The 24,336-nt window shown below is 64.3% G+C and carries 21 protein-coding genes; 11 read left to right on the top strand and 10 right to left on the bottom strand.

Features of this window, described 5'->3' with window-relative positions; genetic code table 11:
- Positions 1 to 6 precede the first annotated feature (6 nt).
- A complete protein-coding gene (locus tag V8V93_RS06845; protein ID WP_338669617.1) occupies positions 7 to 312 on the bottom strand; it encodes a c-type cytochrome in 306 nt (101 codons plus the stop codon).
- A 238-nt stretch (positions 313 to 550) separates the two neighbouring features.
- On the opposite strand from V8V93_RS06845, the gene V8V93_RS06840 reads away from it, so the two are divergent.
- From V8V93_RS06840 to tmcA, 8 genes are all read left to right on the top strand, one after another.
- Positions 551 to 2,626, top strand: coding sequence for a methyl-accepting chemotaxis protein (locus V8V93_RS06840; RefSeq protein ID WP_338669616.1), 2,076 nt, complete (start codon positions 551 to 553; stop codon positions 2,624 to 2,626).
- Between the two features lie 308 nt (positions 2,627 to 2,934).
- Positions 2,935 to 3,342: a TadE/TadG family type IV pilus assembly protein gene (locus V8V93_RS06835; protein ID WP_338669615.1), complete on the top strand. Its 408-nt coding sequence runs from the start codon at positions 2,935 to 2,937 to the stop codon at positions 3,340 to 3,342.
- A gap of 2 nt (positions 3,343 to 3,344) precedes the next feature.
- Positions 3,345 to 3,734, top strand: a complete 390-nt coding sequence (locus V8V93_RS06830) for a TadE/TadG family type IV pilus assembly protein (protein WP_338669614.1) — start codon at positions 3,345 to 3,347, stop codon at positions 3,732 to 3,734.
- 5 nt (positions 3,735 to 3,739) lie between these two features.
- On the top strand, positions 3,740 to 4,909 hold the full coding sequence (locus tag V8V93_RS06825; protein ID WP_338669613.1) for a pilus assembly protein TadG-related protein: 1,170 nt from the start codon (positions 3,740 to 3,742) through the stop codon (positions 4,907 to 4,909).
- Between the two features lie 699 nt (positions 4,910 to 5,608).
- Positions 5,609 to 6,868 carry an electron transfer complex subunit TmcD gene (gene tmcD, locus V8V93_RS06820; RefSeq protein WP_338669612.1) on the top strand — a complete coding sequence of 420 codons (1,260 nt, stop codon included), beginning with the start codon at positions 5,609 to 5,611 and terminating at the stop codon, positions 6,866 to 6,868.
- A 12-nt stretch (positions 6,869 to 6,880) separates the two neighbouring features.
- Positions 6,881 to 7,540 (top strand): TmcC family electron transfer complex membrane anchor subunit, encoded by a 660-nt coding sequence (tmcC, locus tag V8V93_RS06815; protein WP_338669611.1) that lies wholly within the window; start codon positions 6,881 to 6,883, stop codon positions 7,538 to 7,540.
- A gap of 33 nt (positions 7,541 to 7,573) precedes the next feature.
- Entirely contained in the window at positions 7,574 to 8,893 is a 1,320-nt protein-coding gene (gene tmcB, locus V8V93_RS06810) for an electron transfer complex ferredoxin TmcB (RefSeq protein WP_338669610.1), read from the top strand.
- 9 nt (positions 8,894 to 8,902) lie between these two features.
- Complete coding sequence (gene tmcA, locus V8V93_RS06805; RefSeq protein ID WP_338669609.1) at positions 8,903 to 9,304, top strand: acidic tetraheme cytochrome c3 TmcA; 402 nt, start codon at positions 8,903 to 8,905, stop codon at positions 9,302 to 9,304.
- Between the two features lie 368 nt (positions 9,305 to 9,672).
- Here tmcA and V8V93_RS06800 read toward each other — a convergent pair whose 3' ends face one another.
- The 5 genes from V8V93_RS06800 to V8V93_RS06780 form a co-directional block, all read right to left on the bottom strand.
- A complete protein-coding gene (locus V8V93_RS06800) occupies positions 9,673 to 12,246 on the bottom strand; it encodes a PEP/pyruvate-binding domain-containing protein (RefSeq protein WP_338669608.1) in 2,574 nt (857 codons plus the stop codon).
- A 74-nt stretch (positions 12,247 to 12,320) separates the two neighbouring features.
- Positions 12,321 to 12,731, bottom strand: coding sequence for a sigma-54-dependent transcriptional regulator (locus tag V8V93_RS06795; protein WP_338669607.1), 411 nt, complete (start codon positions 12,729 to 12,731; stop codon positions 12,321 to 12,323).
- Positions 12,732 to 12,761: 30 nt separating this feature from the next.
- Positions 12,762 to 13,133: a response regulator gene (locus tag V8V93_RS06790; RefSeq protein ID WP_338669606.1), complete on the bottom strand. Its 372-nt coding sequence runs from the start codon at positions 13,131 to 13,133 to the stop codon at positions 12,762 to 12,764.
- Between the two features lie 10 nt (positions 13,134 to 13,143).
- Positions 13,144 to 13,578, bottom strand: a complete 435-nt coding sequence (locus V8V93_RS06785; protein ID WP_338669605.1) for a response regulator — start codon at positions 13,576 to 13,578, stop codon at positions 13,144 to 13,146.
- Positions 13,579 to 13,598: 20 nt separating this feature from the next.
- On the bottom strand, positions 13,599 to 15,308 hold the full coding sequence (locus V8V93_RS06780) for a sensor histidine kinase (protein WP_338669604.1): 1,710 nt from the start codon (positions 15,306 to 15,308) through the stop codon (positions 13,599 to 13,601).
- Between the two features lie 285 nt (positions 15,309 to 15,593).
- Here V8V93_RS06780 and V8V93_RS06775 point away from each other — a divergent pair, with 285 nt between their 5' ends.
- The gene (locus tag V8V93_RS06775) at positions 15,594 to 19,298 is read left to right on the top strand and encodes a DUF748 domain-containing protein (RefSeq protein WP_338669603.1); all 3,705 of its coding nucleotides are present in this window, start codon (positions 15,594 to 15,596) and stop codon (positions 19,296 to 19,298) included.
- Between the two features lie 209 nt (positions 19,299 to 19,507).
- Here V8V93_RS06775 and V8V93_RS06770 read toward each other — a convergent pair whose 3' ends face one another.
- Complete coding sequence (locus V8V93_RS06770; RefSeq protein ID WP_338669602.1) at positions 19,508 to 20,128, bottom strand: nitroreductase family protein; 621 nt, start codon at positions 20,126 to 20,128, stop codon at positions 19,508 to 19,510.
- Between V8V93_RS06770 and V8V93_RS06765 the strand changes: the two genes are divergently transcribed.
- Positions 20,127 to 20,282 carry a hypothetical protein gene (locus V8V93_RS06765; protein WP_338669601.1) on the top strand — a complete coding sequence of 52 codons (156 nt, stop codon included), beginning with the start codon at positions 20,127 to 20,129 and terminating at the stop codon, positions 20,280 to 20,282. The two genes, V8V93_RS06770 and V8V93_RS06765, sit on opposite strands and share 2 nt — an antisense overlap.
- Before the next feature lie 231 nt (positions 20,283 to 20,513).
- Here the strand turns inward: V8V93_RS06765 and moaA are convergent, their stop codons facing one another.
- The 3 genes from moaA to ispH all read right to left on the bottom strand — a co-directional run bounded on the left by moaA (position 20,514) and on the right by ispH (position 23,465).
- On the bottom strand, positions 20,514 to 21,521 hold the full coding sequence (gene moaA, locus V8V93_RS06760; protein WP_338669600.1) for a GTP 3',8-cyclase MoaA: 1,008 nt from the start codon (positions 21,519 to 21,521) through the stop codon (positions 20,514 to 20,516).
- Positions 21,522 to 21,529: 8 nt separating this feature from the next.
- Positions 21,530 to 21,892, bottom strand: coding sequence for a molybdenum cofactor biosynthesis protein MoaE (locus V8V93_RS06755; RefSeq protein ID WP_338669599.1), 363 nt, complete (start codon positions 21,890 to 21,892; stop codon positions 21,530 to 21,532).
- 724 nt (positions 21,893 to 22,616) lie between these two features.
- On the bottom strand, positions 22,617 to 23,465 hold the full coding sequence (gene ispH / locus V8V93_RS06750) for a 4-hydroxy-3-methylbut-2-enyl diphosphate reductase (protein ID WP_338669598.1): 849 nt from the start codon (positions 23,463 to 23,465) through the stop codon (positions 22,617 to 22,619).
- A gap of 145 nt (positions 23,466 to 23,610) precedes the next feature.
- Between ispH and V8V93_RS06745 the strand changes: the two genes are divergently transcribed.
- Positions 23,611 to 24,243: a TetR/AcrR family transcriptional regulator gene (locus V8V93_RS06745; RefSeq protein ID WP_338669597.1), complete on the top strand. Its 633-nt coding sequence runs from the start codon at positions 23,611 to 23,613 to the stop codon at positions 24,241 to 24,243.
- The last annotated feature ends 93 nt before the right edge of the window (positions 24,244 to 24,336 follow it).

Here is a 24,336-nt window from a genome sequence, read left to right as displayed (position 1 = left end):
CCCTCTCTAGAGGGAGCCGACGTAGGCGGCCAGGGCCTTGATGTCGTCCGGGGTCAACTGGCTGGCCATGCGCTCCATGGTCCGCTTCTTGGCCCCGCCGTAGGTGCCGTCCTTGTAGCCCGTGAGCTTCATCTCGATCTCCTGGGCGGTCTGGCCCTTCAGGACGACGTCGCCTCCGGCCTTGGAAGATTCGCTTCCGTCGCGATGGCAAGGCGAACACCGTTTCTTATAGAGATCCGCGCCGTCCACGGCAAAGGCGGCGGTCACGCCGAAACAGCACACGATGGTCAAAACAGCCAGCAGTTTTTTCATGTCGTCCCCTACTGTTAGAAATATGGTTACAGTTCGATACCTACTGCGCACAATAAGCTATTTTCATTTTTTTTCAAACCGCCGCCGCGGAATAATAACGATCGGGGGAAAAACCGCGCAGGTCCTGCGTTCTGCTATCCTCTTCATTTTCTAATAGCCAATTTTACCGGACACATCGTATAGTTTTTGTAAATCCGGGTTTTCGCGACCCGACAACGCACTCCTGGAGGCATCTTCTATGGGCATCAAATGGAAATTGTTGTTGATCACCGGCCTGCCGGTTTCTGCCATCCTGATCATCTTCGCCGTGGGGTTGACCAGTTTCAACGTCCTCGACTCGAACATGGTCTCCGTGAACGACCTACACATGGACCGGGCCACCATGATCGACGCCGACCGCGACGCCTACCAGGCCCAGGTGGCGGTCATGAAGTCCGAAACCGCGCCCTCGATGGAGGCCCTGAACACGGACAAGTCGGACTGCACCGAGAACATGCAGCAGACCTGGGACAGGATCACCGGCCCGGCAAAGAACTTCAGCCCGGATATGGACGGTGACTTCAACACGTTCAAAACCGATTTCAAGGCCTGGGAAACGGCCAACAACACCATACTCGCGCTGACCGCCGAGACCCTGGCCGCCAACCTGGAACGCGACAAGGAGGAAAAGGCGGCCGTGGGCTCCTTCGACGCCATGCGCGAAATCATCAATCAGCTGGGCGAGATCGCCGACACGCGGTTGAAGAGCGCCCTGCTGCCCGAGGGCGAGCGCAGGCACACCGAACAGGCCCTTTCCCTGATCCTCAACGCCGACCGCGATGCCTACCAGACCTATGTGGCCCAGCTCCTGGTCATCCGCAGCCTCGACCCCGCGGAGATCAAGAAGTGGGCCGACTCCTTCACCGAAAACCTGGGGCAGACCCGTGACCGCGTGACCCAGGGGGCGAGGCTCCTCGGCCCCGAGGGGCAGAAACTCGAAAAGAACTTCCTGTCCCTGCTCGACACCTGGGCCGCACACAGCCAAAAGGTGGTCGACCTGTCCACGGCCAACGCGGACAAGAACCTCAAGCGGATCACCCTGCTGGCCGAGAGCGAGAAGACCTTCGAGGCCATGCGCGGGTCCATCGACCGGCTCGGCCAGGCCGAGATGGCGCGGGTCGAGACGCGCATGACCGACCTCGGCGCGGTGGTCAACCGGACCATCTGGACCTACGTGCTCATCTCGCTCCTGTTCACCCTGGCCTCCGTGGTGGTCACCCTGATTTTCTCCTCCAGGATGGCCGCGGTCATGAAGCGCGCCGCGGGCGTGGCCGCAGCCCTGTCCGGAGGCGACTTCACCGTACGCCTGGACGTGGACCGCAAGGATGAGATCGGCCAGCTCGCCCAGGCCATCGGCGTCATGATCGACAAGCTGCGGAGCATCGTCTTCGAGGTCCAGGATTCGGCCTCCAACGTAGCCTCCATCTCCGAGGAAATGGCCGGTTCCTCCCAGACCATGAGCCAGGGAGCCAGCGAACAGGCCGCCGCCGTGGAAGAGGTCTCGGCCTCCATGGAGGAGATGTCCTCGAGCATCAGCCAGAACTCCGAGAGCTCCAACAAGACGGGCGAGATCGCCGTACGCACCGCCGATGAGGCGCGCAAGGGCGGCGAGGCCGTGCGCCAGACCGTGGAGGCCATGACCCAGATCGCCGAGAAGATCTCCATCATCGAGGAGATCGCCCGGCAGACCAACCTGCTCGCCCTGAACGCGGCCATCGAGGCCGCCCGTGCCGGGGAGCAGGGCAAGGGGTTCGCCGTGGTCGCGGCCGAGGTGCGCAAGCTGGCCGAACGCAGCGGCACCGCGGCCGCCGAGATCGGCGAACTGTCCGCCTCCAGCGTGGAAGTGGCCGCCAGGGCCGGGAAGATGCTCGACTCCATCGTCCCGAGCATCGAGGAGACCGCCGAGTTGATCCAGGAGATCTCCGCGGCCAGCAACGAGCAGAACGCGGGCGCCTCCGAGATCAACAGCGCCCTCCAGCAGCTCGACTCCGTGGTCCAGACCAACGCCAGCTCCTCCGAGGAGATCGCCTCCACGGCCGAGGAACTGTCCTCCCACGCCGTGCAGCTCGAAGCGACCATGGCCTTCTTCAACCTCGGCCACGACTCCGCCGGGGCCCTGCCTCCCCGGTCGGTCCGGACCAAGGCCAAGCCCCAGGCCCAACCCAAGCCCGCCATGCTCCCCCCGGCCGGGGGAAAACGCTCGGCCCCCGAGCCCGTGAACGGCATGGACATCGACCTGGAGGACGACGGGGACGACGCCTTCGAGCGGTTCTGATCCCCCCTGTTCCGCACCCTCTATTGGGCGGTCCAGAACGCGGGGCCGCCCTTTTTTCGTCCCGCTCTCCCATAGAGAAAACCACTCCACCTCACTTGCCGAGAAAGATCATGTATATCCACTAAAAATGGATAAAACACCCCTCTCTTACTCCATCAATCGTGGAAACATCGACCGCCCTACGACGATACCCCCGATTCGGTCACATTTTTTTATTCAATTATATTTGATAATTACAAACTTTTTTACGGGCATTTTTCTGGCATGTCCCTTGCTTCGTACAATGCACATTCTGATTGGAGGATGCGATGATGAGACGATGCGACACGAACGGGAAGAGGCGTTTCGGACTGGCCGCCGTGGAGATGGCCATGCTGCTGCCCGTCTTCCTGATACTGCTGATGGGCATCATGGACGCGGCCCGGCTGTTCTGGACCCAGGGAGTGGTCCGGGACGCCGCTTTCGAGGGCGCGCGCATGGCCGTGCTCAACGAGACCTCCCTGGACCAGATCAAGGCCGCGGTCCAGAAGGAACTGGCCGCCGGCGGCGTCAGCCAACAGTCCTCGGTGGAGGTCGGCCCGCGCGAGCCGTCCCAGGCCGTGGACGTGACCGTGTCCGTGCCCTTTGATTTCCTGGTCATCGACAACCTGATCCCGGCTCTGAGCGACAGTTGCAGCCAGGTGGCGGCCACGGCCGTCATGACGCACGAGAGGTAGCCATGCGCAAGAACACCGACAGCTTGACCGGCAGCGCGGTCATCGAATTCGCCCTGCTCATGTCCCTGCTCCTGGTCCCCCTCCTGGCCGGGATATGGGATGCCGCAAAGATGATAGACATGAACCAAATCCTGACCCGGGCCGCCCGCGAAGGCGTGATCATGGCCTCCCGCGGCGACGACCCCGCGGATACGGTGCGCTCCTACGTGGCCTCCGAAGGGCTGTCCACGGACCACCTGACCGTGTCCGTGGAAGTCGGCCCCGAGGACCGCGAACTGGGCCAAGAGGTCTCGGTCTTCCTGAACTACAATTTCGCGGACAGCACCGTGTACCCCTGGGAGAGCCTCATGCCCGGCGGGATGACCACGGTGGCCCGCGCCAAGATGGAGTAACGGCCATGCGCAATCCCCTCCAAGGACTGAACAACGAACGCGGCTTCGCCACCGTGCTGGTCAGCATGTGCATGGCCGCCCTCATGGGCCTGACCGCCCTGGCCGTGGACCTCGGCCGGGCCTACCTCAAGCGCAGCGCCCTGCAGACGGCGGCGGACGCCGGAGCCCTGGCCGGGGCCAATTCCCTGCTGGCCGAGGGCCGGGACATGCAGAAGCTCCGCCTGATCGTGACCAACTACGCCACCCGCAACCTGACCGACGCCGACGTGCCCGCCAAGGCCCTGACCGACGCGGACATCGTCTTCCTGCGCGACGGCGTGCCCGACGAGAAAGAGCCCAACCAGGTGGAGGTGACCATCTCCCTGACCGGCCTGCGCGACAATGCCTTTCCCCTGTACTTCGGCAAGGCCGTGGGCAAGCCCGCCATGAACATCACCGTGACCTCGCGGGCCGGGCTGGCGGGCATGTGTTCGAGCAAGTGCGCCAAGCCGTTCGTGGTACCCACCAAGTACGAGTGGGACGACGAGGCCGCGCCCGGGACCAAGTACTACCAGAACGGGACCCTGGACGTGGAGAGCCCGCAGGAGATGGCCACGGTCAACGTGCTGGGCTACACCCAGGACGACATCGGCACTCAGATCATCATCAAGCCCGGCGACCCGAGCCTGGCCATCGTGCCCGGCCAGTACAACCTGGTGGACCTGCCCCCGGTGAACAAGGGCGACCCCATCACCGGCGCGGCCATGGTCAAGGAGAACATCGAGGGGTGCACCGGCTCCAACAGCTTCGCCACCGTGGCCCCCGGCGACGAACTGCTCCTCGAACCCGGCAACTCCGCCGGGCCCGTCAAGGCCGGGGCCTCCGCCCTCATCGGGCTCGACCCCTACGCCGCCTGGGACGAATCCGCCAACGCCATCGAAGGCAGCGTCTTCAGCGACCCCATGGACAGCCCGCGCGTGGTCATCATCTCCTTCTACGACCCGCGCTACCCGCCCAGCGGCGGGCGCAACACCCTGACCGTCTACGAGATGGGCGCCTTCTTCATCGAGAACGTGGACAGCACGGGCAACGTCCAGGCGCGGTTCATCAACACCGTGGCCGTGGATCCCGACGCCGACGGCTCGGACTGCCTCCTGCGCATCAGCCGCCTCATGCTCGATTCGAGCCGCCAATAGCCCTCCCCACTTCCCCGATTCGCCCCCCGAACAGGACGCCGACCGACACGGCCGGCGTCCTGTCCTAACCGGTCAACTCCTCCCTTTCCGGGAGGGAAATGCCCCTCAACCCCGCCGTTGAGCCAAATCCGGGGATCGTTTCGCTATTTTACCGAAAAATAACGAACCTGACAGGTGTGGAATACCCATTTAACTCTGAAAAGAATGGACTATTTTCTTGCCATGTGCTTATACATAGCTCTGTCTCAGGCCAAGAGGTTGCGGGCTGTAGGTAACATATGGGAATGTTTGAACATTTCCTGCCCAGCCGTGTCTTGGGCCCGAGATTTTAGCTGATATCAGCAACGGAATCGAGGGTGCACTTCGGGAAGGGATGCACATCCTGGTTCGGTCGGCGCTGGCCACCGGACCGCCTCGGATCCTTGGGAGTCGAAAGCGTCAGGGGCGACGATCCTGGGAAGATCGCTCATGAAGGGCTGCGCCACCTTTGACCGGGTCATCCCTTGGATTCAGACACACCCGCCGGGCTGCGTACCGTGGGCCGGGCGGATGGCTGCAATCCGATGACCTTGCCGGGATGGCCCGAAGTGACCGCCGCCGGATGCATACGACCCCGCGTTGAATGAACGGTCTCGCCCCTGGGCGGGATGATTTTTGCCGCTCCCCATGGGGGGCGGTGTCACAACACAAGGGGGTGCTATGGGAAAAATCTCCTCATGGGATTGGGAACCCGGCCAAAAAACGGTCGTTAAATCCCTCTCCCTCCTCGAAGGACACGAATGGCAGGAAGAGCCGTACGTCTCGCCCGACGGCGAGACCTTCGTCGCGATCGTCAAGGTCGGCGACGGCGAATTCTCCGTTCGAACCAACGACTCGGTCTGGGAAGCCACGTTCGAAAAGATCTGGTATCCGAAATTCTCCCCTGACGGTCGCCTGACCGCCATCTGCCAGCAGGACATGGAATGGGTCCTGGTCGTGGACGGCGAAGCCGTCGGCGAGACCACCGACTACATCTGGGACACCATGTTCAGCGAGGACGGCTCCGTCATCGCCACCATGTACAAGTCCATGGAACAGTACGGCATGTGCGTCAACGGCGAGCCTTGGGAAAACCTGTATGAAAACGCCAACATGCCCGCCCTGTCCAAGGACGGCGCGAACACCGCCGCCGTGGTCCAGGCCGACAGCCTGGCCGCCGCCGACATCGAAGGGTTCAAGCGCGGCGTGTACACCGTGGCCGTGAACGGCGAGGCCTGGAAGGGCCGCTACGTCAACATCTGGAACCCGGTGTTCAACAACGCCGGGGACTCCCTGGCAGCCACCTGCCGGACCACGGTCTACGCCCACACCATCGTGGTCGACGACAAGCCCTGGCCCACCACCTACAACCAGGTCTGGGAGCCGGTCTTCTGTCCCAAGGACGGCGGCGTGGCCGCCCCGGTCCGCGTGGCCGGCAAGTGGGGCGTGGACAAGGACGGCAAGACCCTGTGGGAACCCCGCTACGTCCAGTGCCTCTACCTCCAGTACGACGCCTCCGGCGAGAAGCTGTGGGCCGTAGTGGCCACCAGCTACGGCCAGTTCACCGCCTGCGTGGACAACGCCGCCTGGAACGAGACCTGGCCCACCGTGTCCGACCTGGTGGTCAGCCCCGACGGGCAGCGCGCCGCCATCCTGGCCTCGGACTGCAACGAAGACTTCCGCATCGTGGTGGACGGCACCCCCTGGTCCGGCACCTACGACATGGCCTGGCCCGCGGTCTTCTCCCCGGATTCCAAGACCGTGGCCGCCAAGGTGGAAAAGAACGGCAGATTCCGCATCCTGGTCAACGGCAAGTCCTTTGAACGGGACTTCGACGCCGTGTGGCCGCCGATCTTCAGCGAGGACGGCACCAAGGTGCTCATCCGCGCCATCGAGAACAACAGCTACGTCCGCATCGTCGCGGAAGTATGCGACTTCTAAGGGGGAGCTGATATGACTGATTTCTATGTCTTCGCCACCGGCCCCCTCGCCTGGATCGCCTTCGGCATCTTCATCCTGGGCGCCATCTACCGGCTGGTCAGCATGTATTCGCTGGCCAAGGCCAAGGACGGCTCCTCCATCGCCTACATGAGCTGGTACTACGGGCTCCGCTCCATCCTGGTCTGGATGGTCCCGTTCAAGTCCATGGGCTGGAAGTCCGACCCCCTGATGACCGTGACCACCTTCATCTTCCACCTCTGCTTCCTGCTGGTGGCCGTATTCCTGGGTGCGCACGTCGTCTTGTGGGACACCGCGTTCGGCATCTCCATTCCGGGCCTGCCGTCGCAGTTCGGCGACATCGTCAGCTTCGTGGCCCTGGCCTGCTGCGCCGTCTTCGCGTACCGCCGCTTCGCGCTGCCGCACGTCAAGGGCGTCACCCGCTGCCAGGATTGGTTTGCCCTGGTCCTCGTGGCCCTGCCGTTCATCACCGGCGTCCTGGCCTACCATCAGGTCGGCTCGCCCCTGGTCATGACCACCCTGCATGTGCTCTCCGGTGAGCTGCTGATCGCCCTGATCCCGTTCACCCGCCTGAGCCACGCGCTGTTCGTCCTGTTCACCAGGGCGTACATGGGGTCCGAGTTCGGCGGCGTCCGCCATGCCCACGACTGGTAGGCCAAACCATCACAGTAACGCGAGGTACGAATAATGAGTCACATAGCTGACAGAATCATATCCGATGTCGGCCTTGAAGCCGGCGTCGCCGCGTTGACCACCGACAAAATCGAGAAGGTGGTCAACCAGGTGCTCAAAGGTGAAACCGGTGCCAAACTCCGGGCGTACAAGGAGACGTGCATGCGGTGCGGCCTCTGTTCACAGGGCTGCCACTACTACATGTCCCACGACGCCGACCCGAGCTACTCGCCCGTGAACAAGGCCACCGAGACCATGTACGAACTGATGGACAAGAAGGGCAAGGTCTCGCCCCAGCGGATCTACGAGATGGCCCAGATGGCCTACACCGAGTGCAACCTCTGCAAGCGGTGCGCCCACTACTGTCCCATCGGCATCGACACCGGCTACATCATGTCCATGGTGCGCCGCATCTGCTACCTGCTGGATGTGGTCCCGCAGTACATCCGCGACACCGCCCACTCCCACGCCTCGACCATGAACCAGATGTGGGTCAAGGACGACGAGTGGATCGACTCCCTGCAGTGGCAGGAGGACGAGGCGAGAGACGAGTTCCCGGACCTGCGCATCCCGCTCGACAAGGAAGGGGCCGAGGTCTACTACTCGGTCATCGCCCCGGAACCCAAGTTCCGGACCCAGCTCATCTACCAGGCCGCGGCCATCATGAACGCCGCCGGCATCGACTGGACCATGCCGTCGCATCCCGGCTGGGACAACTCGGACATGTGCATGTTCGTGGGCGACTTCGAAAACATGGGCCGCCTCAAACGCGCCCACTACGAGTCCGCCCAGAAGCTGCGCGTCAAGCGCATCGTCATGGGCGAGTGCGGCCACGCCTTCCGTTCGGTCTACGACATGGGCAACCGCTGGCTCGGCCACAAGAAGATGCCGGTCCCGGTCAACCACGCCATCGAGTTCTACTGGGAGCTGATCAACGAGGGCAAGATCAAGATCACCCACCAGTACGAGAACCCGGTGACCATCCAGGATCCGTGCAACATCATCCGCGGCCGGGGCCTCATGGACAAGCTGCGCGACGTGGTCCACTTCCTGTGCAAGGAAGTGGTCGAGATGACCCCCAACCGCGAGCACAACTACTGCTGCTGCGCGGGCGGCGGCGTGATCAACTGCGGGCCGCCGTTCAAGAACACCCGCATGACCGGCAACCGCGTCAAGGCCGAGCAGCTCAAGGCGACCGGCGTGCACGACGTGGTCATCCCCTGCCACAACTGCCACGGCGGCATCGAAGACATCATCGGCTACTATGATCTCGGAATGCACGGCAAGTTCATCAGTGACATCATCTACGAACTGATGGAAAAACCGGAAGTCTAGGAGGACGCCATGAAAAAGAATACCTTCACACTCGCGGCCTCCATGCTGACCGTCACTCTGCTGGTCGTCGTGTACATGGCCCCCACGGCCTTTTCCCAGGACGACATGACCCAGGTGCCCGTGGACGGCTTCGCCAAGCTCGAACGCCCCCGCGTGCCCTTCATGCATGACGCACACAACGAAAAGGCCGGCCTGGACGACTGCGTCATCTGCCACCATTCCAAGAACGACGACGGCACCCGCAACATGGAAGAATCCTCCGAGGGCGAGCCTTGCAGCTCCTGCCACGCGGAGAAGCGCACCGACGGCGGCACCCCGCTCATGCGCGCCTACCACCTCCAGTGCCAGGGCTGTCACAAGAAGGAAGGCAAGGGCCCGGTCGCCTGCGCCCAATGCCATCCTAAATCCTAATAGATTAGGATAGACCCCCGAAAATAAGGCGGCTCCTCTACGGGAGCCGCCTTTTTTCTTGGATCTGGTGAGAGGGCGGCTTCCGAGGACGCACGTACGACGGGGAAAAGAGAGAGCCGCTGTCGGGTGCTGCGCACCCGAATCGCTCCAAAGGGGGGGGGAACGCGGCGGTGGGATCGAAGGCCGTGGTTTCTTATGGGCGCTGTTTGGATGCCGGGGCATCCAAAGGCGCTTTTATTTATCTGAGGGGACCGCCCCGCGAAGCGGCGATAAAGAGTTCAGGAAGGATGAGGGATGAGAGTCCGGGGAAGGGAGAAGGAACCCTTTTCTCAAAGGGTTCCCTTCTCCCTTCCCCGGCCGCTGGAGGCTCATCCATCGAACAACTTGAAGTCCTTGAGGAACCGTTCCTTGCGGCGGGCGACGGCGGCGTCGTCGGACATGATCATGTCGAGCTGGCGGGTGTGGGTGATGAGGTAGCCGATGATCTTGAGACGGTGGCCCATGGTGTCGTGGTCCAGGCCCTCGACGCGGGCGAACATGTTGTCCTGGCGCACGCGGACGCGGAAGTCGAACATCTCCAGGAGGTCGCCCACGAACCGGGCGCGACGGATGCGGCGCTCCATGTTGGCGGCCCCGCCCTTGAACTGGAAGGAGGCGTAGTTCTCGCTGATCCGCTCGCCGACCAGGGCCTCGACCCCGCAGAAGTGGAAGCCGAAGCGGGACTGGAGCGAACAGTAGTTCTTCGAGACCATGAAATAGTTCTTCTGGGTGTAGCGGGTGCCCGCGGACGGGACCAGGTCCGGGTTCATGGTGGCCTCGAACATGACCGACATGAGCCCCCGGCCGTGGACCGGCGGCGGGCCTTCCCAGGGCACGGCCTGCATGCCCTCCCAAAGCATCTGCATGGGATAGGAGACGATGTGTTCGAGCAGGATGCAGCGGTCCTTGCGCGCCAGGCCCTCGGGCGAGAACCCGTCGTCCAGGTTGAGGATCCAGAACTGCTTGGGCACGTCGCAGATGAGCTGGCGGCTGGCGGCCTCGATGTAGTCATCGTGGGTGCCGAACTCGAACATGACGTTCACGGCCCGCTCATGGCAGTAGCGCATGACGTCGTGCAGGGTCCGGCAGTTGGCGGGCTTGAATTCCGGGGACTCCGGGTTGGTCAGGTTCAGGCGGACGATGTGGCGGGCGGCCTTGCGCAGGGCGCCCTGGACCGGGCTGCCGCGCATGATCCGCTGCCGGGGGGTGTCCTTGAGCAGGGCCTCCACCGCGCCGTCGTAGACCGCACGCCCCTCGGCGTCCACGGTCAGGATGCGGCCGTTCTCGAACCGGCCCACCGCGTCCTTGACCCCGAACAGGGCCGGGACCCCGAACTCGCGGGCCACGTTGGCCAGGTGCCCGGCCATGCCGCCCTGCTCGGAGATGAGGGCGCTGGCGCGGTCCAGCAGCGCCGCCCGGCTGGGCAGGGCCTGACGCAGGATGAGCACCCCGCCGTCCGGAAAGGTCAGGGCGTCCACATCCTTGCGCAAGGTGAAGGCCGGGCCCACGCCCACGCCCGGGCTGGCGGTCCGCCCGCCGGTCAGCACCGGTTCGGGCAGGTTGGCCGCGGGCGCCGAGTCGCCTCCGGAAATGACGCGCATGAGCGGGCGGCATTGCAGCAGATGGAAGGCCCCGTCCGGGGTCATGGCCCATTCGATGTCCTGGGGTGTGCCGAAATGCTCCTCGATGCGCACGGTCTCGCGGGCCACGAGCAGGGCCTGCTCCCCGGTCAGGGACGGCTGCGTCCCCTTGTCCCCGGTCAACTCCTCGCGACACACGCCCTCGTGCGGGCTGCATACGTACATGTCGGCCTTCTCGGCCACATGGACCTCCTCCACGCGCAGGGGGTCGCGGGCGACGATAAATTCGTCGGTCCCGGCCGTGCCGTCCACCACCGGCTTGGGCAACCCCCAGACCGAGCTGATGGACACGCGGTCGTCGCGCACGTTGACCGGGTTGCCGGAATAGGCCACGCCCCCGGCCGAGGCCTCGACCATGGTCATGCAGCCCACGGACATGGCCACGTCGTCGTCGCGGATGCCGTGGCTCAGCCGGTAGGCCATGGCCTGGCGGGAATATTTGGAGGCGACCACCTCCTTGTAGGCGTCGAGCAGGGAGGAGCGGTCCACGTTGAGCACGGACCGGTACTGGCCCGCAAAGGACGAGCCCTCGATGTCCTCGCCCAGCGCGCTGGATCGCACGGCCAGATCCGGCGGCGCGCCCAAGGTCCCGGCCAGCCGGTCATAAGCGGCCAGGATGGCCTCGGCCAGGTCGTCGGGCAGGCGGGTCTCCATGATCAGCTGCATGATGCTGGACGAGGCCTGGAACACGGACTCGCGGTCATCGCCCGCCATGGTCTGGATGAGTCGGTCGATCTCCACGCCGAGCCCCTGGCTCTGGGCGAACCGCTGGTAGGCGGCCACGGTGATGACGAAGCCGGACGGGATGCGCAGGCCCAGGCTGGCCCCGGCCTCGCCGAGCATGGCCATCTTGGGGCCGCACAGGTCGGCGTGGTCGCGGTTGACCTCGGCCAGGTCGATGACCGGTTCGCCGCCCACGGCGTGGACCTCGGGCTCCAGCTCCTCCATGATCCGCTCGTTGATGGCCTGCATGGCCGCGACCAGGTCGTCGTGGCCCTGCGTCTCCAGCTCCCCCAGGTGGCGGACCATCTGGTAGATGGAAGTGGAGATGCGCGTGCACAGGGTGCGCACGAAGTGCATGCCGTAGGGGGTGAAACCGCGCAGGGCCTCCTCCAGTTCGCCCATGAGTTCGTGGGCCCGGGTGTTGGCCTGGATGAGCAGCCGGAAATGGTCGTAGCGCGTGGCGAAGACGCGGCGCATCTCGGCCCGCTCCTCGGGGGTCTTTTCCTTCTTGCGGAAGCGCAGCCAGTCGAACAGGCCCATCGGGTGTCGTCCTTTGGAAGCAGCCTAGGTCAGGGTCGCAGGGTTCATGGGGAAATGCTCGGGGTGTTCGGCGGTCACGACCCGCTGGATCGGGCCGTGATGCGGTCCTCGTGGTACTGCTTGCGCTTGAAGGCGTCCTCGAGCTTGTAGAGCAACTCCTCGAACTCCACGGGCTTCATCAGATAGTCGAAGGCCCCGAGTTCCATGCCCCGGATGGCGATCTCCATGCTGGCGTGGCCCGTGAGCATGACCACCTCGATCAGCGGGTTCACTTCCTTGATCTTGTGCAGGGCGGTCAGCCCGTCCATGCCGGGCATCTTCACGTCGAGCAGGATGACGTCCGGCTGGAAGGCCGCCAGCAGATCCAGGGCCTCCTCGCCCGAGCCAGCCTGCTCCACGGTCATGCCCCGGCGCTTAAGCCGCTTGCACAAGGTGTTTCGAAAGGATTCCTCGTCATCCACGAGGAGCGCTTTTATGTCGGCCATGGGCCACTCCCGTCTCGTTGTCGTTTCCGGCTACCCGGCCACGGCCTCCCCGACCTTTTCGAGGAGATCGTCCAGGTCGCACGGCTTGAGCAGGTAGTCGAAGGCGCCGGACTCGACACCCTCCCTGGCGGCCTGCTCCGAGCCGTGGCCGGTGAGCATGATGACCGGCATCTCCGGCACCATCTTCTTCATTATCTGCAAGACCTCTATGCCGTCCATATCCCCGAGCTTGAGATCGAGGACGGCCACGTCGAAATCGTTGTCCCGGAGGACCCGGACGGACTCGGCCCCGCTGCCCGCCGTGGTCACCAGGTAGCCGCGCTTGCCCATGCGCTTGGCCAGCACTTCGAGAAAGCCGAGCTCGTCGTCGACCAGTAGCACGCGGATGGGGCCGTCGGCCATGGCGGCTTCCCTACTCGCCCCGGCGCAGGACGATGTGCCGGGCCCTGGCCTCGAGGATCTTGTTCTCATGGGCCTCCTTCTTGTCCTGGGCCTCGCCGATCTTGGCCATGAGGCTTTCCAGGTCGCACGGCTTCATCAGGTAGTCGAAGGCCCCGGACTTCATGCCCTCGATGGCGGACTCCACCGTGGCGTGGCCGGTCAGCATGATCACCTCCACCAGGGGGTGGTCGGCCTTGATCCGCTTCAGGGCCTCGTTGCCGTCCATGCCCGGCATCTTGACGTCCAGGACGACCACGTCGAAAAAGATGTCCCCCTTGCCCAGGGCGTTGATCGCCTGCGGACCGTCGTAGGCCACGCCCACGGTGTAGCCCCGGTTCTCCAGCCGCTTGGCCATGGTGTCCACAAACCCTTTCTCGTCGTCCACGAGCAGTACTCTTGCAGGCATGTCGCCCTCCCGATGGTTTCTTACGCCTCAGGGGTCCCGGTCCCGTCGGCCCTGCCGGCGGGCAGGCTGATGGTGAAGGTGGTGCCCCGGCCCACGGCGGAATCCACGGAGATGGTCCCGCCCAGCTTGTTGATGATCCCGTAGATGATGGACAGGCCGAGCCCCGTCCCTTTGCCCACCGGTTTGGTGGTGAAGAACGGATCGAAGATGCGCGACAGGTTGGCCTCGGGGATGCCGGAGCCGGTGTCCGAGACCTGGGCCACGACCGTGCCGCCTTCCTGGCGGGTGCTGATGTCCAGGTCGCCGCCGCCGGGGTCCATGGCGTCGATGGCGTTGTTGACCAGGTTGAGGAAGACCTGCTGCATCTCGGAAGGGCTGGCCTCGATAGGCGCGATGTTGTCGCCCAGGCTGGTCTCGATGACCACGTTGGCGTACTTGGCCCGCTGCCCGGACAGTTCGACGATCTCCCGGACCAGGTCGTTGAGGTCGAAGGACATGACCGTGGGGTCGATCTTGCGGGCGAAGGACAGCAGCTTGTGGGTGATCTCCTTGCAGCGCGCGCCCTGGGTGCGGATCTGGTTCAGGGCCCGCTGGACCTCGCGCTCGTTGTCGCCGCTGGACAACCCCTCTTCCAGGAGGTCCTGTATCCAGCCCGCCTCCTCGACCATGATGGCTACCGGGTTGTTGATCTCGTGGGCGATGCCCGCGGCCAGCTCACCGACGCTCGCCAGCTTGCCCGCCTCGATGACCTGCTCGTTCAGGATCTCCTTGGCCGCGTCCGCCCTGGCCACCTTGCGGGCCATGCGGCGGCTCATGAGATAGGCCATGACCGTGATGGCCAGGCCGCCCAGGAACAGGATGCCGATGGCCAGGTCTCGGCTGCGGTTCAGCGTGGCGAAGGCGTCGGCCGTGTCCTGCTGGTAGACCATCAGCCAGTCGCCGCCCTTGATCGGGCTGGTCACGAAGATGGTCTCGCGGTGTGTCGCAGGGTTGTCCATGACCGCCATGGCCGCCCGGCCGTGCACCCGGTCGGCGCCCTCGGTCAGGGACCGGGCCAGCTCGCGCAGAAACGGGACCTCGGCCGTCATGTCCCGGCGCGGGGTGGTCTGGAAGTCGCCCTCGCGGTTGATGATGTAGGCCATGCCCGTCTCGCCGATGCGGATGTCCTCCACCAGCCGGTTGAAGGCGATGAAGTCCAGGGTGGTGCGCAGGACCCACTCGCGGCCGTCCGCGCGCATGCGCAGGGCGATGATGAAGTGCGGCACCCCGCGCATGCCCAGCCCCACGTCGCTGACGTGGACCGTATTCTTGCGCACGGCCTTGAACCAAGCCTCGCGGGAGTAGTCCAGCCCCTGGAGCCGGAACGGGCCGGAATAGGCCACCTGGATGCCGTTCTCGTCGATGAGCCCGAGGTCCACGAAGTCGGTGCCGTGGCCCACGGTCAGGGCGTCGTGCAGTGCCTCGATGCCCGCGGGCGAGGCCAGGTGCCCGAGGTCGATGATCTCGGCCAGGACCCGGATCTCGGCCATCTTCTCGTCCAGGTAGGCGTCGATGGTCTGGTCGTGCTTGAGGACCAGTTCGCGCAGGTGGGCCTCGACCTTCTCCTCGTAGGCCACGCTGTACTGGTATCCGGCAATGAGCACGACCACGAACAGCGGGGCGAAGGAGACCAGGATGATGGTGAACATCATGCTCTTGGCCAAACCCTGGTAATAGTGCACGTCGGACATGGACCCGCTCCGTTCGGCGTTCGCATGCCCCCAATGGTCGCGGGCCGGATACCGGCCCCGAGGCATGTCTGCATTCCCCTCCCGCATACACCGGATTTCCCTATTAGGGCAACAAAATCCGTGTTTTCCATAGTGTTGCAGGAGGTGGGGCGAAACACCCCGGAAGCGGCCGAAAACGTACCGGTCTCAAGAAACCGCAAGACCGTTATCCATTATGGATTCTCCGCTCAATTTGGGCTAGAATGGTTCAACGTCGGAAACACTAATCTCCCGGACAGGTTCATCATGCTGGTTTTTCTCGATAAAATAAAATTCGGAACTCCTCTTCTGCGACGCATCGTCTTTTGGCTGCTGACCGCGTTCGCGGCCTACACCCTGTTCGGCTTTTTCGCTGTCCCGCCGATCATGAAATCGGTCCTGGTCAGCCAGGTCACGGAGGCCACCAAGCGCGAGACCAGCGTGGGAGACATCTATTTCAACCCGCTCACCTTCCGCCTGGAGCTCTCCGGCCTGCACGTCAAGAACCTCAAGGAGGAAGGGGACCTCGTCTCCCTGAAACACATGGAGGTCGCGCCCGGCATCGCCACGGTCTGGGAGCTCGCCCCGGTGGTCAGCTATCTCAAGCTCGACGGGCTCAACGTCAACCTGACCTTCTACGGCGAGGGCAGGTACTCCTTCTCCGACCTGCTCGGCACCCCGGACAGCGTCAACCGAGAGACCCCCGAAAAACAGCCCGAGAAGAAGGACGCGGTCTTCCCCTTCGCCCTGTACGGTTTCGAGATGACCAACTCCGCCATCACCTTCGACGACCGGCCCCACGGCAAGAAGCACGTGGTCTCCGACATCCACCTGCGCGTGCCGTTCACTTCGAGCATCGCGAGCAAGGTCAAGGAGTTCACCCAGCCGGTGTTCACGGCCGTGGTCAACGGCGACCCCGTGGAGCTCAAGGGCAGGACCCTGCCCTTCGACCAGACCCTCCAGACCGAATTCGAGTTGGGCGCGGTGGACGTGGACCTGCACCAGTATTGGCAATACGTGCCCATCAAGACCCCGCTCGAACTCAAGAGCGGGCGCTTCACCTCGGACATTTCCCTGTTCTTCGAGCGGCCCGATCCCCAGCGGATCGACCTCTTTCTGGGCGGCGGCGGGACTCTGACCGACCTGGAACTGACCGCGCCCGGAGACGGCCCGGTCTTCTCCATGAAGAAGCTGGTCTTTGAGATGGAGCGCTTCTCCCTGGGCGACAACGCCCTGATCATCAAGCGGGTGTCCATGAACCAGCCGTTCTTCAAGGTCGTGCGCCGGGCGAGCGGGGACATCAACTGGGTGGACTACTTCCCCGGATCCGAGCCCGGCCCCACCGGCCCCAAGGTCAAGACCAAGGCCGACACCGACGCCGCCTTTGTCCTGGACGTGCGCAAGTTCGAACTCAACGACGGGACCATGAATTTCCGCGACGACCTCGTCAAGGGCGGATTCAAGCGGACCTTTTCCAAGCTCGACCTCTCGGTGGACAACCTGTCCACCAGAGAGAACCAGACCACCGTGTTCAAGGGCTCCTTCGGCTCGGACGGGTTCATCTACGTCAACGGCGAGGCCACCCTGGACCCGATCGGGGCCAAGATCACCGTGGCGGGCAAGGACCTGAACGTGCCCGCGTACGCCGCGTACATCAACGAGGCCCAACCTCTGCTGGTCGACTCCGGCAAGCTCGGTTTTTCCGTGGACCTCGCCTACCATGACCAGGACGGCAAGCCGCAGGTGACCGCGCAGAACGGCACCCTAAACCTGGCCGGGCTGGCCGTGCGCAAGCCCGAGGCCAAGGAGCCGAGCCTCACCCTGGGCGCGCTCGACGTGTCCGGCGCGACCCTGGACCTGGCCGCCAAGCATGTCGGCGTGACCGAGATCAAGCTGACCGAGCCCTCGGTGGACGTGATCCGCGAAAAGGACGGCCGCCTGGACCTGCAACGGGTCCTGGATGAGGCCGCCAAGACGGGCGAGGAGGTCAAGGCCGAGACCGAACAGCCTGCCGAGCCCGTTGCCGACCAGCCCACGGCCCAAGAGGCCGGCGAGCCCGAGACACCGTGGACCGCGACCGTGCAGCACTTCGCCGTGGAGGACGGGGCCGCCGACTTCCGCGACCTGACCCTGGCCCACCCGGCCGACCTCGGCATACGCAATTTCAAGCTGGACGTGACCGACGTCTCCACGGAAAAGGGCGCGGAGATACCCTTTGCCTTGAGCGGCGGCTGGAACGGCGGCGGCTGGTTCTCGGTTCGCGGCCGGGCCGTTGCCGACCCCCTGGCCTCAAGCGGCTCCATCCGGGTCGAGAAGTTCGGCCTGCGCCCCCTGGACAACTATCTGGCCCAGGACACCGACCTGCTCATCGCCGACGGCAAGGCCTTCGCCGACCTGGGCTATACCTTCACCGGCGGCGAGACCCCGAAGTTCACGCTCAAGGGCAGCACCGCCCTGGCCGAGCTCAAGGTCAAGAACACCTTCGACGACGGCGAGATGGCGGGCATCGACCGGTTGGACGTCAAGGGCATCGACTTCACCAACGCCCCCATGTCCCTGGCCGTGGGCGAGGTCAACCTGAATGGGCCGCGCGCCCTGATCCACATCGACAAGGACGGCAGGCTGAACGTTAGGCGCGCCCTGCGCATGCCCGAGCCGACACCGCCCGCCGAGGAACAGACGCCAGAGGGCGAACAGCCCGTCCCGGTGCCCGAGGCCGAGGTCAAGCAGGTCGAGGCCCGGACCGAAGCCAAGGCCGCCGAGGAAAAGCCGCTCTTCGAGACCCTGACCGTGGGCAAGGTCGGCATGCAGAACGGCGCGGTCACCTTCCGCGACGAGAGCGTCCACCCGGCCTTCGCTACCGAGGTCACGGCCATGACCCTGAGCCTGACCGATATCGACCAGACCCCCGAGGCCCGGCCCAAGGTGGACTTCAAGGCCAAGATCGGCCCCACGCCCGTGTCCGTGACCGGGGTGGTCAACCCGGTGATCACGCCCATCTATTCCGACCTGGCCATCTCGGTGAACGGCATGGAACTGGTGCCCCTGACCCCGTACACCCTCAAGAACCTGGCCTACCCCATCCAGAAGGGGCGGCTCTATGCGGACGTGACCTTCAAGACCGAGGACTGGGTGCTGGACGCCAAAAACAAGTTCTTCATCGAGCAGTTGCAGTTGGGCAAGAAGGACAAGCGGCCCGGCGCGCCGAACATCCCGGTGGAGTTCGGCCTGTCCCTGCTCCAGGACTCCAACGGCGACATGCAGCTCAACCTGCCCATCACCGGGCGGCTGGACGACCCGAACTTCCGCATCGGCGGCATCGTGTTCAAGGCCATCATCAATCTGTTTTTCAAGGCCCTGGCCTCGCCGTTCTCCCTGATCGGCTCCATGTTCGGCGGCGGCGAGAACATGGACTTCGTGGTCTTCGAACCGGGCCGCGCGGCGCTGAGCGCCCAGGGCGACGAGAAGCTCGACACCATCATCAAGGCCCTGACGGAACGTCCGAAACTCAAGCTCGAAGTGGACGGCGTCACGGACCCGGTGGCCGACAAGAACGGCCTCGTCCAGGCCATCCTGGAGCACAAGGTCAGGCAGGCCAAGTACGACGACCTGCCCCGCTCCAAACGGGCCGAGACCACGGTGGACCAGATCACGGTCGCGCCCGACGAGTACGAGGACATGCTCTACGAGGCCTACGCCGCCGAGCCGGACGAGGAGGACGTCAAGCCGACCACCCTGTTCGTCACCGACCGGCAGCCCGTGGACGTCATGGAGAAGTTCATCCGCGACCGCATCGTGGTCACCGACGAAATGCTCCACAAACTGGCCATGGAGCGGGCGAACGCGGTCAAGGAGTACATCATCTCCAAGGACCCGGCCCTGACCGACCGCATCTTCCTCCTGGACAAGGACGCCAAGTCGGGCGGCAAGACCGGCGTGCCCAAGCATAGAGCGGACCTCGGCATCGACTAGCAGGCGTCGGCTTCCGAGAGCGGCGCATCCGCACATTTTCCCGGGGGGGGATTTGATCCTCACGTAGGCCCACTACGTTGCGGTCAAAGACCCCCGGGGAAAAATGCACGGCTGCACCACCCTCGAAAGCCCCGGTTCGCCAAAAGGAAAGAAAAAGGCCCCATCGAAGCGATGAGGCCTTTTCATTTGTGTCGGGTTATCCCGAGTCATTACTTGAGGACGATCTCGTCCAGGGACTTGCGCCTGCGGGGCGGGACCGAGGATTCGTCGGGATGGCCCACGGCCAGGAGGCAGACCACGCGCTGGTCCTTGGTCAGGCCGAACCGCTCCTTGAGCGGGGCCTCGTTGAACATGCCCACCCAGCAGGTGCCCAGGCCGAGCTCCACGGCACGGAGCATGATGAAGGACACGGCCAGGGCCACGTTCATGGCCGAAGCGCCGAACCGGGCGGTCTCGGAGGATTTCTCCGCGTTTTCGGCGTAATCCAGGACACCCTGAGTGGGTTCCTCGTCCATCACCTTGTGCTCCTTGTAGAAAAAGGCGCTCGCCTGGGTGTCGCGGACATAGCCCTCGAGGTCCGCGCAGCAGACCAGGATGGCCGGAGCGCCCGCCAGCCAGCGCTGCTTCTTGGATACCTCGCTCGACGCGATCCACTCACGGGTCGCCTCGTCGCTGACCGGAATGAACCTCCATGGCTGGGAATTCAGGCTGGACGGGGCCTGCCGGGCCGCCTCCAGCAACTCTTCAAGCGCCGCTTCGGATACGGGCTCCCCGGTAAACGAACGCACGCTGTGCCGGGCACCGATGGCTTCCTTGACGGACATGGACATGGCTGACTCTCTTTGTTTCGGTATTGCGATCAGTCCCGCCTCGCGGGACGGCTTCTTTCCTGCCCGCGATACTACCGCACAACCGCCCGAGGTCAACGCCCTTCCCGCAAAAAAAGAAACCGCGCCGAAAAACGGCGCGGTACAAAAAGTCTGAATTCAACTCCCGACACAATCCCCCCGCACTCCATTGGCGGGGGTACCGGAGATGCGAGACGATGGGGGAAAGCCGCAGCCTCCCACGGCATCCCGCCGGCAACAAAGCCGACGGCTTCGGTGGTCACCCGCCGACACGCTCATTGGCGGGGAGGTGCCGGAGATGCGAGACGACGGAGGTGCAGCCGAAGCCTTCTACGGCAAACCTCCGGCAACGAAGCAGATTCGGTGCCTACCCGCCAATGGAGGCCATGCGGGTCTTGCAGACGCCGTGATCCGAGGCACGCATGCGGCGCAGCAGCTCGTTGCCGATGGGCTTGTTCTTGCCGGCAAGACGGATGATCTTCTCGACCTGGTCCATGCCCAGGGCGGGATGGCGCAGGGCCGGACGCAGCCGGTAGACCTTGTCCGAGAAGAGGCAGGTCCGCAGGTTGCCGTCCGAGGTGATACGCAGCCGGTTGCAGGTGGAACAGAAATGGTCGGTGTACGGGGAGATAAGGCCGATGCGCCCCTGGCCGCCCTTGATCTCGTACATGCGGGCCGGGCCGTGACGGCGCTCGCCGGACCTGGTCACCGGCACGAGTTCGGCAAAGGCCCGGGCCTCGGACAGTATCTCGGCCGCGGTCCAGACCCGGCTGTCGTCCCAGCCGGTCTCCGTGCCCACGGGCATGAACTCGATGAACCGGAAGTCCACGGGATGGGTGCGGGCGAACTCGATGAAGTCGCCCAGCTCATCGTCGTTGACGTTCTTCATGGCCACGGCGTTGATCTTCAGGGTCATGCCCGCGGCCAGGCAGCGGTCGATGTTCTCCCGGACCACGGCAAAATGGTCGCGGCCGGTGATGGTCACGAACTTCTCCGGGTCCAGGGTGTCCAGGGAGATGTTCACCCGCCTGATGCCCGCCGCGGCCAGCCGCTCCACGTCCGGGCCGATGAGCGTGGCGTTGGTGGTCACGCACAGGTCCATGTCGGTGAAGCGTTGCGCGGCCTTGATCATGAAATCCGCGAATCCCTTGCGCACAAAGGGCTCGCCGCCGGTGAAGCGGATCTTCTGCACGCCGAGGTTGCGGGCCATGGCGATGAGTTCCTCGATCTCCTCGTACCGCAGGATGTCCGGGTGCGGGATGAACTCCATGCCCTCGCCCGCACAGTACGTGCAGCGCAGGTTGCAGCGGTCGGTCACGCTGATGCGCATGTAGCTGACCTCGCGGCCGTGCTTGTCCTCCAGATGCTTGTGCATGTCTACACCTACGCGAATATCTCTTTCTTGGTCACGGCCTCGGATTTGACGCGGTCGAGGAAGTCGGCCAGCGCGGCCTTGACGTTCTCGCGGATGTCGCCGGCCACGATCAGGAACAGCACGTCGTCGCCGGGCTTCATGTGGCCTGCGTTGGCGTGGCACCAGGCCCGGAATATCCCCTCGCGGGCCTCGATCTCCTGCCGGATTTCCTCCATCTTCTCGAAATCGGGCGTGATCTCGATGGAGGTGACCTCCTCGTGCCCCTTGCGGGACCAGCCGCGAACCACGCCGTTGTGCACCAGGACCATGCCCACGTTCTCGACGAAACCGGGCTCCTTCTTCAGATCGGCCAGGGCCTTGTTGATATCCATATCCGACTCCTTGTTGTCACGTTTCGTACCGGGTGAGGGTATGCCCTCGGCCCGGTGCAGACAACCATTTTGTTTTTCCCCCGAATCAGGCACCCGGGGAAAGCAAAAAAATAATACCACCGCCCGCAGGATAGGCTATGCTTGACAAAACGGCCGCACAGGCCGCCCAAAACGGCACCCCTCCTATAGCTGGCGGTTTCAAGGCATCGTACCAGGAGAGGCCGCGTTCCCCGGATCCAGGCCCTCCACTGTGGCCGGCGGTACCTGCAACGCGGCTTTGATGCCAGAACCGTCCTGAACGGGGCCAGGGTCAGCTCCCGGTCAAACCCGGTCCGGGACCGCCTGGCCCCATTTTTATGGGTGCCTCCGGGCCTCCAGCCGTTGGCGAGTCTTCGAGCCCTACGGATGAGGACAGCAGCGATCGGCCGGGGCGCTGCCCCGGACCCCGCCAGAGAACCTTTTGAAAAAGGTTCTCTGGACTCTCCAAAACTTTTTGTCGCCGCTTCGCGGTCCGTGCGGAGCGGTCGGCCGTGCCTTTTCCAGCCTCTCTGCCTACCCGTTCCCCTGTCCGACGAAATCAATCCCTCTCCCGTTTCCCGCCGCCCCGCGAAGCGCCCAGAAAGTTCAGGAGGGAAAGGGGATGAGGTCCGGGAAGGGAAAGGGAACTCTTTCTCAAAGGGTTCCCTTTCCCTTCCCCCGGCCGCCGGAGGCATCACCATCTCCCCTACAGCGATTCGAGGCCGGCGAGGACCTTGTCGATGAGGGTGCGGGGGGTGGAGGCGCCGGCGGTGACGCCGATGTGTTTGTATCGGGCCAGGTCGTCGAGCGGCAGTTCGTCCACGGTCTCGACGTGTTTGCAGGGCGTGCCCTGTTCGGAGACCACCTGGGCGAGGCGGCGGGTATTGCCGCTGTTGTAGCCGCCGACCACGACCATGAAGTCCACGGTCCGGGCCAGGTTCCGGGCCTCGGTCTGGCGCAGTTTGGTGGCGTCGCAGATGGTCTCAAGCACGACCACATCGATGTCCTCGCGCCCGACCAGGTCCTCGGCGATGGCCTCGAACTGGACCCGGTCCTGGGTGGTCTGGGCGGCCAGGATATAGCGTCTGCCCGGGGTCAGCGGGTGCCCGGCCAGTTCGTCGGCGGACCCGAACACGAAATGGCCGTTCCGGGCATAGCTGACCAGTCCGGCCACCTCGGGATGGTCGGCCTCGCCGTAGAGGAGCAGCTCGCTGTCGTCGGAAGTGTTGCGTTCTATGAGCAACTGCGCCTTCTTGACACGCGGGCAGGTGGCGTCCTTGATCCGGACGTTGCGGTCGCGCAGGGAGGCCTCCACCTGGCGGGTGATGCCGTGGGCCCGGATGACCACGTGCGCCCCGGCCGGGACCTCGGCGGGATCGTGGACCATGATCACGCCCTTGTCGGCGTAACGTCTGAGGACCTGGGGGTTATGGATGATCGGGCCGAGGATGTAGATGGGGTGGCCGTCGGGCCCGGCGACCAACTGGTCGAGCTTGGTCAGGGCCATGTCCACGCCCATGCAAAACCCCGCGGTTTCGGCTAAAATGACTTCCACTGGCTGCGCTCCTTGCCTTTTTACCGTGAACCGCCGGGCCTGGGAAAACCCTTGACTTGCCGACACCTCTCGGGAATATAGAATTCGTCAAACATACGTTTCAAGCAATTCAGAAGGCGTTTTTTGCGCCCGCAGGCTATTAATTATGAACGAATCCCCGGACGTCAATACCAAAAAAGCCCTTTTGCTCGCCGCCATGGAGGTTTTCGCGGACAAAGGCTTCGATTCGGCCACGGTGCGGGACATCTGCGGCCTGGCCAAGGCCAACGTGGCCGCCGTGAACTACCATTACGGCAGCAAGGACGGCCTGTACGCGGCCGTTCTCGAAGAGATTTTCCCCAAGGACGAGGAGTGGATCTCCGGCGACGACGGCAACCGACCCCCGGAGGAGCGGCTGCACCGGTTCATCAAGGGGCTGGCCGAGGAGATCTACACCCAGAGCACAGGGCAGATCGCCCAGAAATGGGCCATCTTCCTGCGCGAAATGGCCAAGCCGAGCCACAACCTGGACCTCATCGTCCAGCATCAGGTCCAACCGCGCGCCAACGAGCTGCGCGATATCCTGACCCTGCTCCTCGGCCCGAAAACGCCGGACCAGACCCTGGCCTATTGCAGCTCGAACATCTGGGCGTTGATGCTCGACCATCTGTTGACCCAGCCCATTCTGGACCGGCTCACCCCGCACCGGCCCAACCTGGGCCTGGACGTGGAGGATTTCGCGGACCACGTGTTCCGCTTCGCCCTGGGCGGCATCAATGGAGTAAAACAACGCGCGTAGGCGTGCGTCGGCCGGACACCCTCCCTTGACCATGCACCGGTCGGCCGCACCCTTCCCCCCGGAGCGGGGCGCGGCATCCCCGGATGTCCCTCC

This window comes from Pseudodesulfovibrio sp. 5S69, from assembly GCF_037094465.1.
Classification (GTDB): domain Bacteria; phylum Desulfobacterota; class Desulfovibrionia; order Desulfovibrionales; family Desulfovibrionaceae; genus Pseudodesulfovibrio; species Pseudodesulfovibrio methanolicus.
This window is presented reverse-complemented; position numbering and strand designations above follow the sequence as displayed.

Bases quoted from the DNA above. Each gene is read 5' to 3' on its own strand.
- V8V93_RS06845 (WP_338669617.1), bottom strand. From the start codon at position 312: ATGAAAAAACTGCTGGCTGTTTTGACCATCGTGTGCTGTTTCGGCGTG.
- V8V93_RS06840 (WP_338669616.1), top strand. From the start codon at position 551: ATGGGCATCAAATGGAAATTGTTGTTGATCACCGGCCTGCCGGTTTCT.
- V8V93_RS06835 (WP_338669615.1), top strand. From the start codon at position 2,935: ATGATGAGACGATGCGACACGAACGGGAAGAGGCGTTTCGGACTGGCC.
- V8V93_RS06830 (WP_338669614.1), top strand. From the start codon at position 3,345: ATGCGCAAGAACACCGACAGCTTGACCGGCAGCGCGGTCATCGAATTC.
- V8V93_RS06825 (WP_338669613.1), top strand. From the start codon at position 3,740: ATGCGCAATCCCCTCCAAGGACTGAACAACGAACGCGGCTTCGCCACC.
- tmcD (WP_338669612.1), top strand. From the start codon at position 5,609: ATGGGAAAAATCTCCTCATGGGATTGGGAACCCGGCCAAAAAACGGTC.
- tmcC (WP_338669611.1), top strand. From the start codon at position 6,881: ATGACTGATTTCTATGTCTTCGCCACCGGCCCCCTCGCCTGGATCGCC.
- tmcB (WP_338669610.1), top strand. From the start codon at position 7,574: ATGAGTCACATAGCTGACAGAATCATATCCGATGTCGGCCTTGAAGCC.
- tmcA (WP_338669609.1), top strand. From the start codon at position 8,903: ATGAAAAAGAATACCTTCACACTCGCGGCCTCCATGCTGACCGTCACT.
- V8V93_RS06800 (WP_338669608.1), bottom strand. From the start codon at position 12,246: ATGGGCCTGTTCGACTGGCTGCGCTTCCGCAAGAAGGAAAAGACCCCC.
- V8V93_RS06795 (WP_338669607.1), bottom strand. From the start codon at position 12,731: ATGGCCGACATAAAAGCGCTCCTCGTGGATGACGAGGAATCCTTTCGA.
- V8V93_RS06790 (WP_338669606.1), bottom strand. From the start codon at position 13,133: ATGGCCGACGGCCCCATCCGCGTGCTACTGGTCGACGACGAGCTCGGC.
- V8V93_RS06785 (WP_338669605.1), bottom strand. From the start codon at position 13,578: ATGCCTGCAAGAGTACTGCTCGTGGACGACGAGAAAGGGTTTGTGGAC.
- V8V93_RS06780 (WP_338669604.1), bottom strand. From the start codon at position 15,308: ATGTCCGACGTGCACTATTACCAGGGTTTGGCCAAGAGCATGATGTTC.
- V8V93_RS06775 (WP_338669603.1), top strand. From the start codon at position 15,594: ATGCTGGTTTTTCTCGATAAAATAAAATTCGGAACTCCTCTTCTGCGA.
- V8V93_RS06765 (WP_338669601.1), top strand. From the start codon at position 20,127: ATGGCTGACTCTCTTTGTTTCGGTATTGCGATCAGTCCCGCCTCGCGG.
- V8V93_RS06770 (WP_338669602.1), bottom strand. From the start codon at position 20,128: ATGTCCATGTCCGTCAAGGAAGCCATCGGTGCCCGGCACAGCGTGCGT.
- moaA (WP_338669600.1), bottom strand. From the start codon at position 21,521: ATGCACAAGCATCTGGAGGACAAGCACGGCCGCGAGGTCAGCTACATG.
- V8V93_RS06755 (WP_338669599.1), bottom strand. From the start codon at position 21,892: ATGGATATCAACAAGGCCCTGGCCGATCTGAAGAAGGAGCCCGGTTTC.
- V8V93_RS06745 (WP_338669597.1), top strand. From the start codon at position 23,611: ATGAACGAATCCCCGGACGTCAATACCAAAAAAGCCCTTTTGCTCGCC.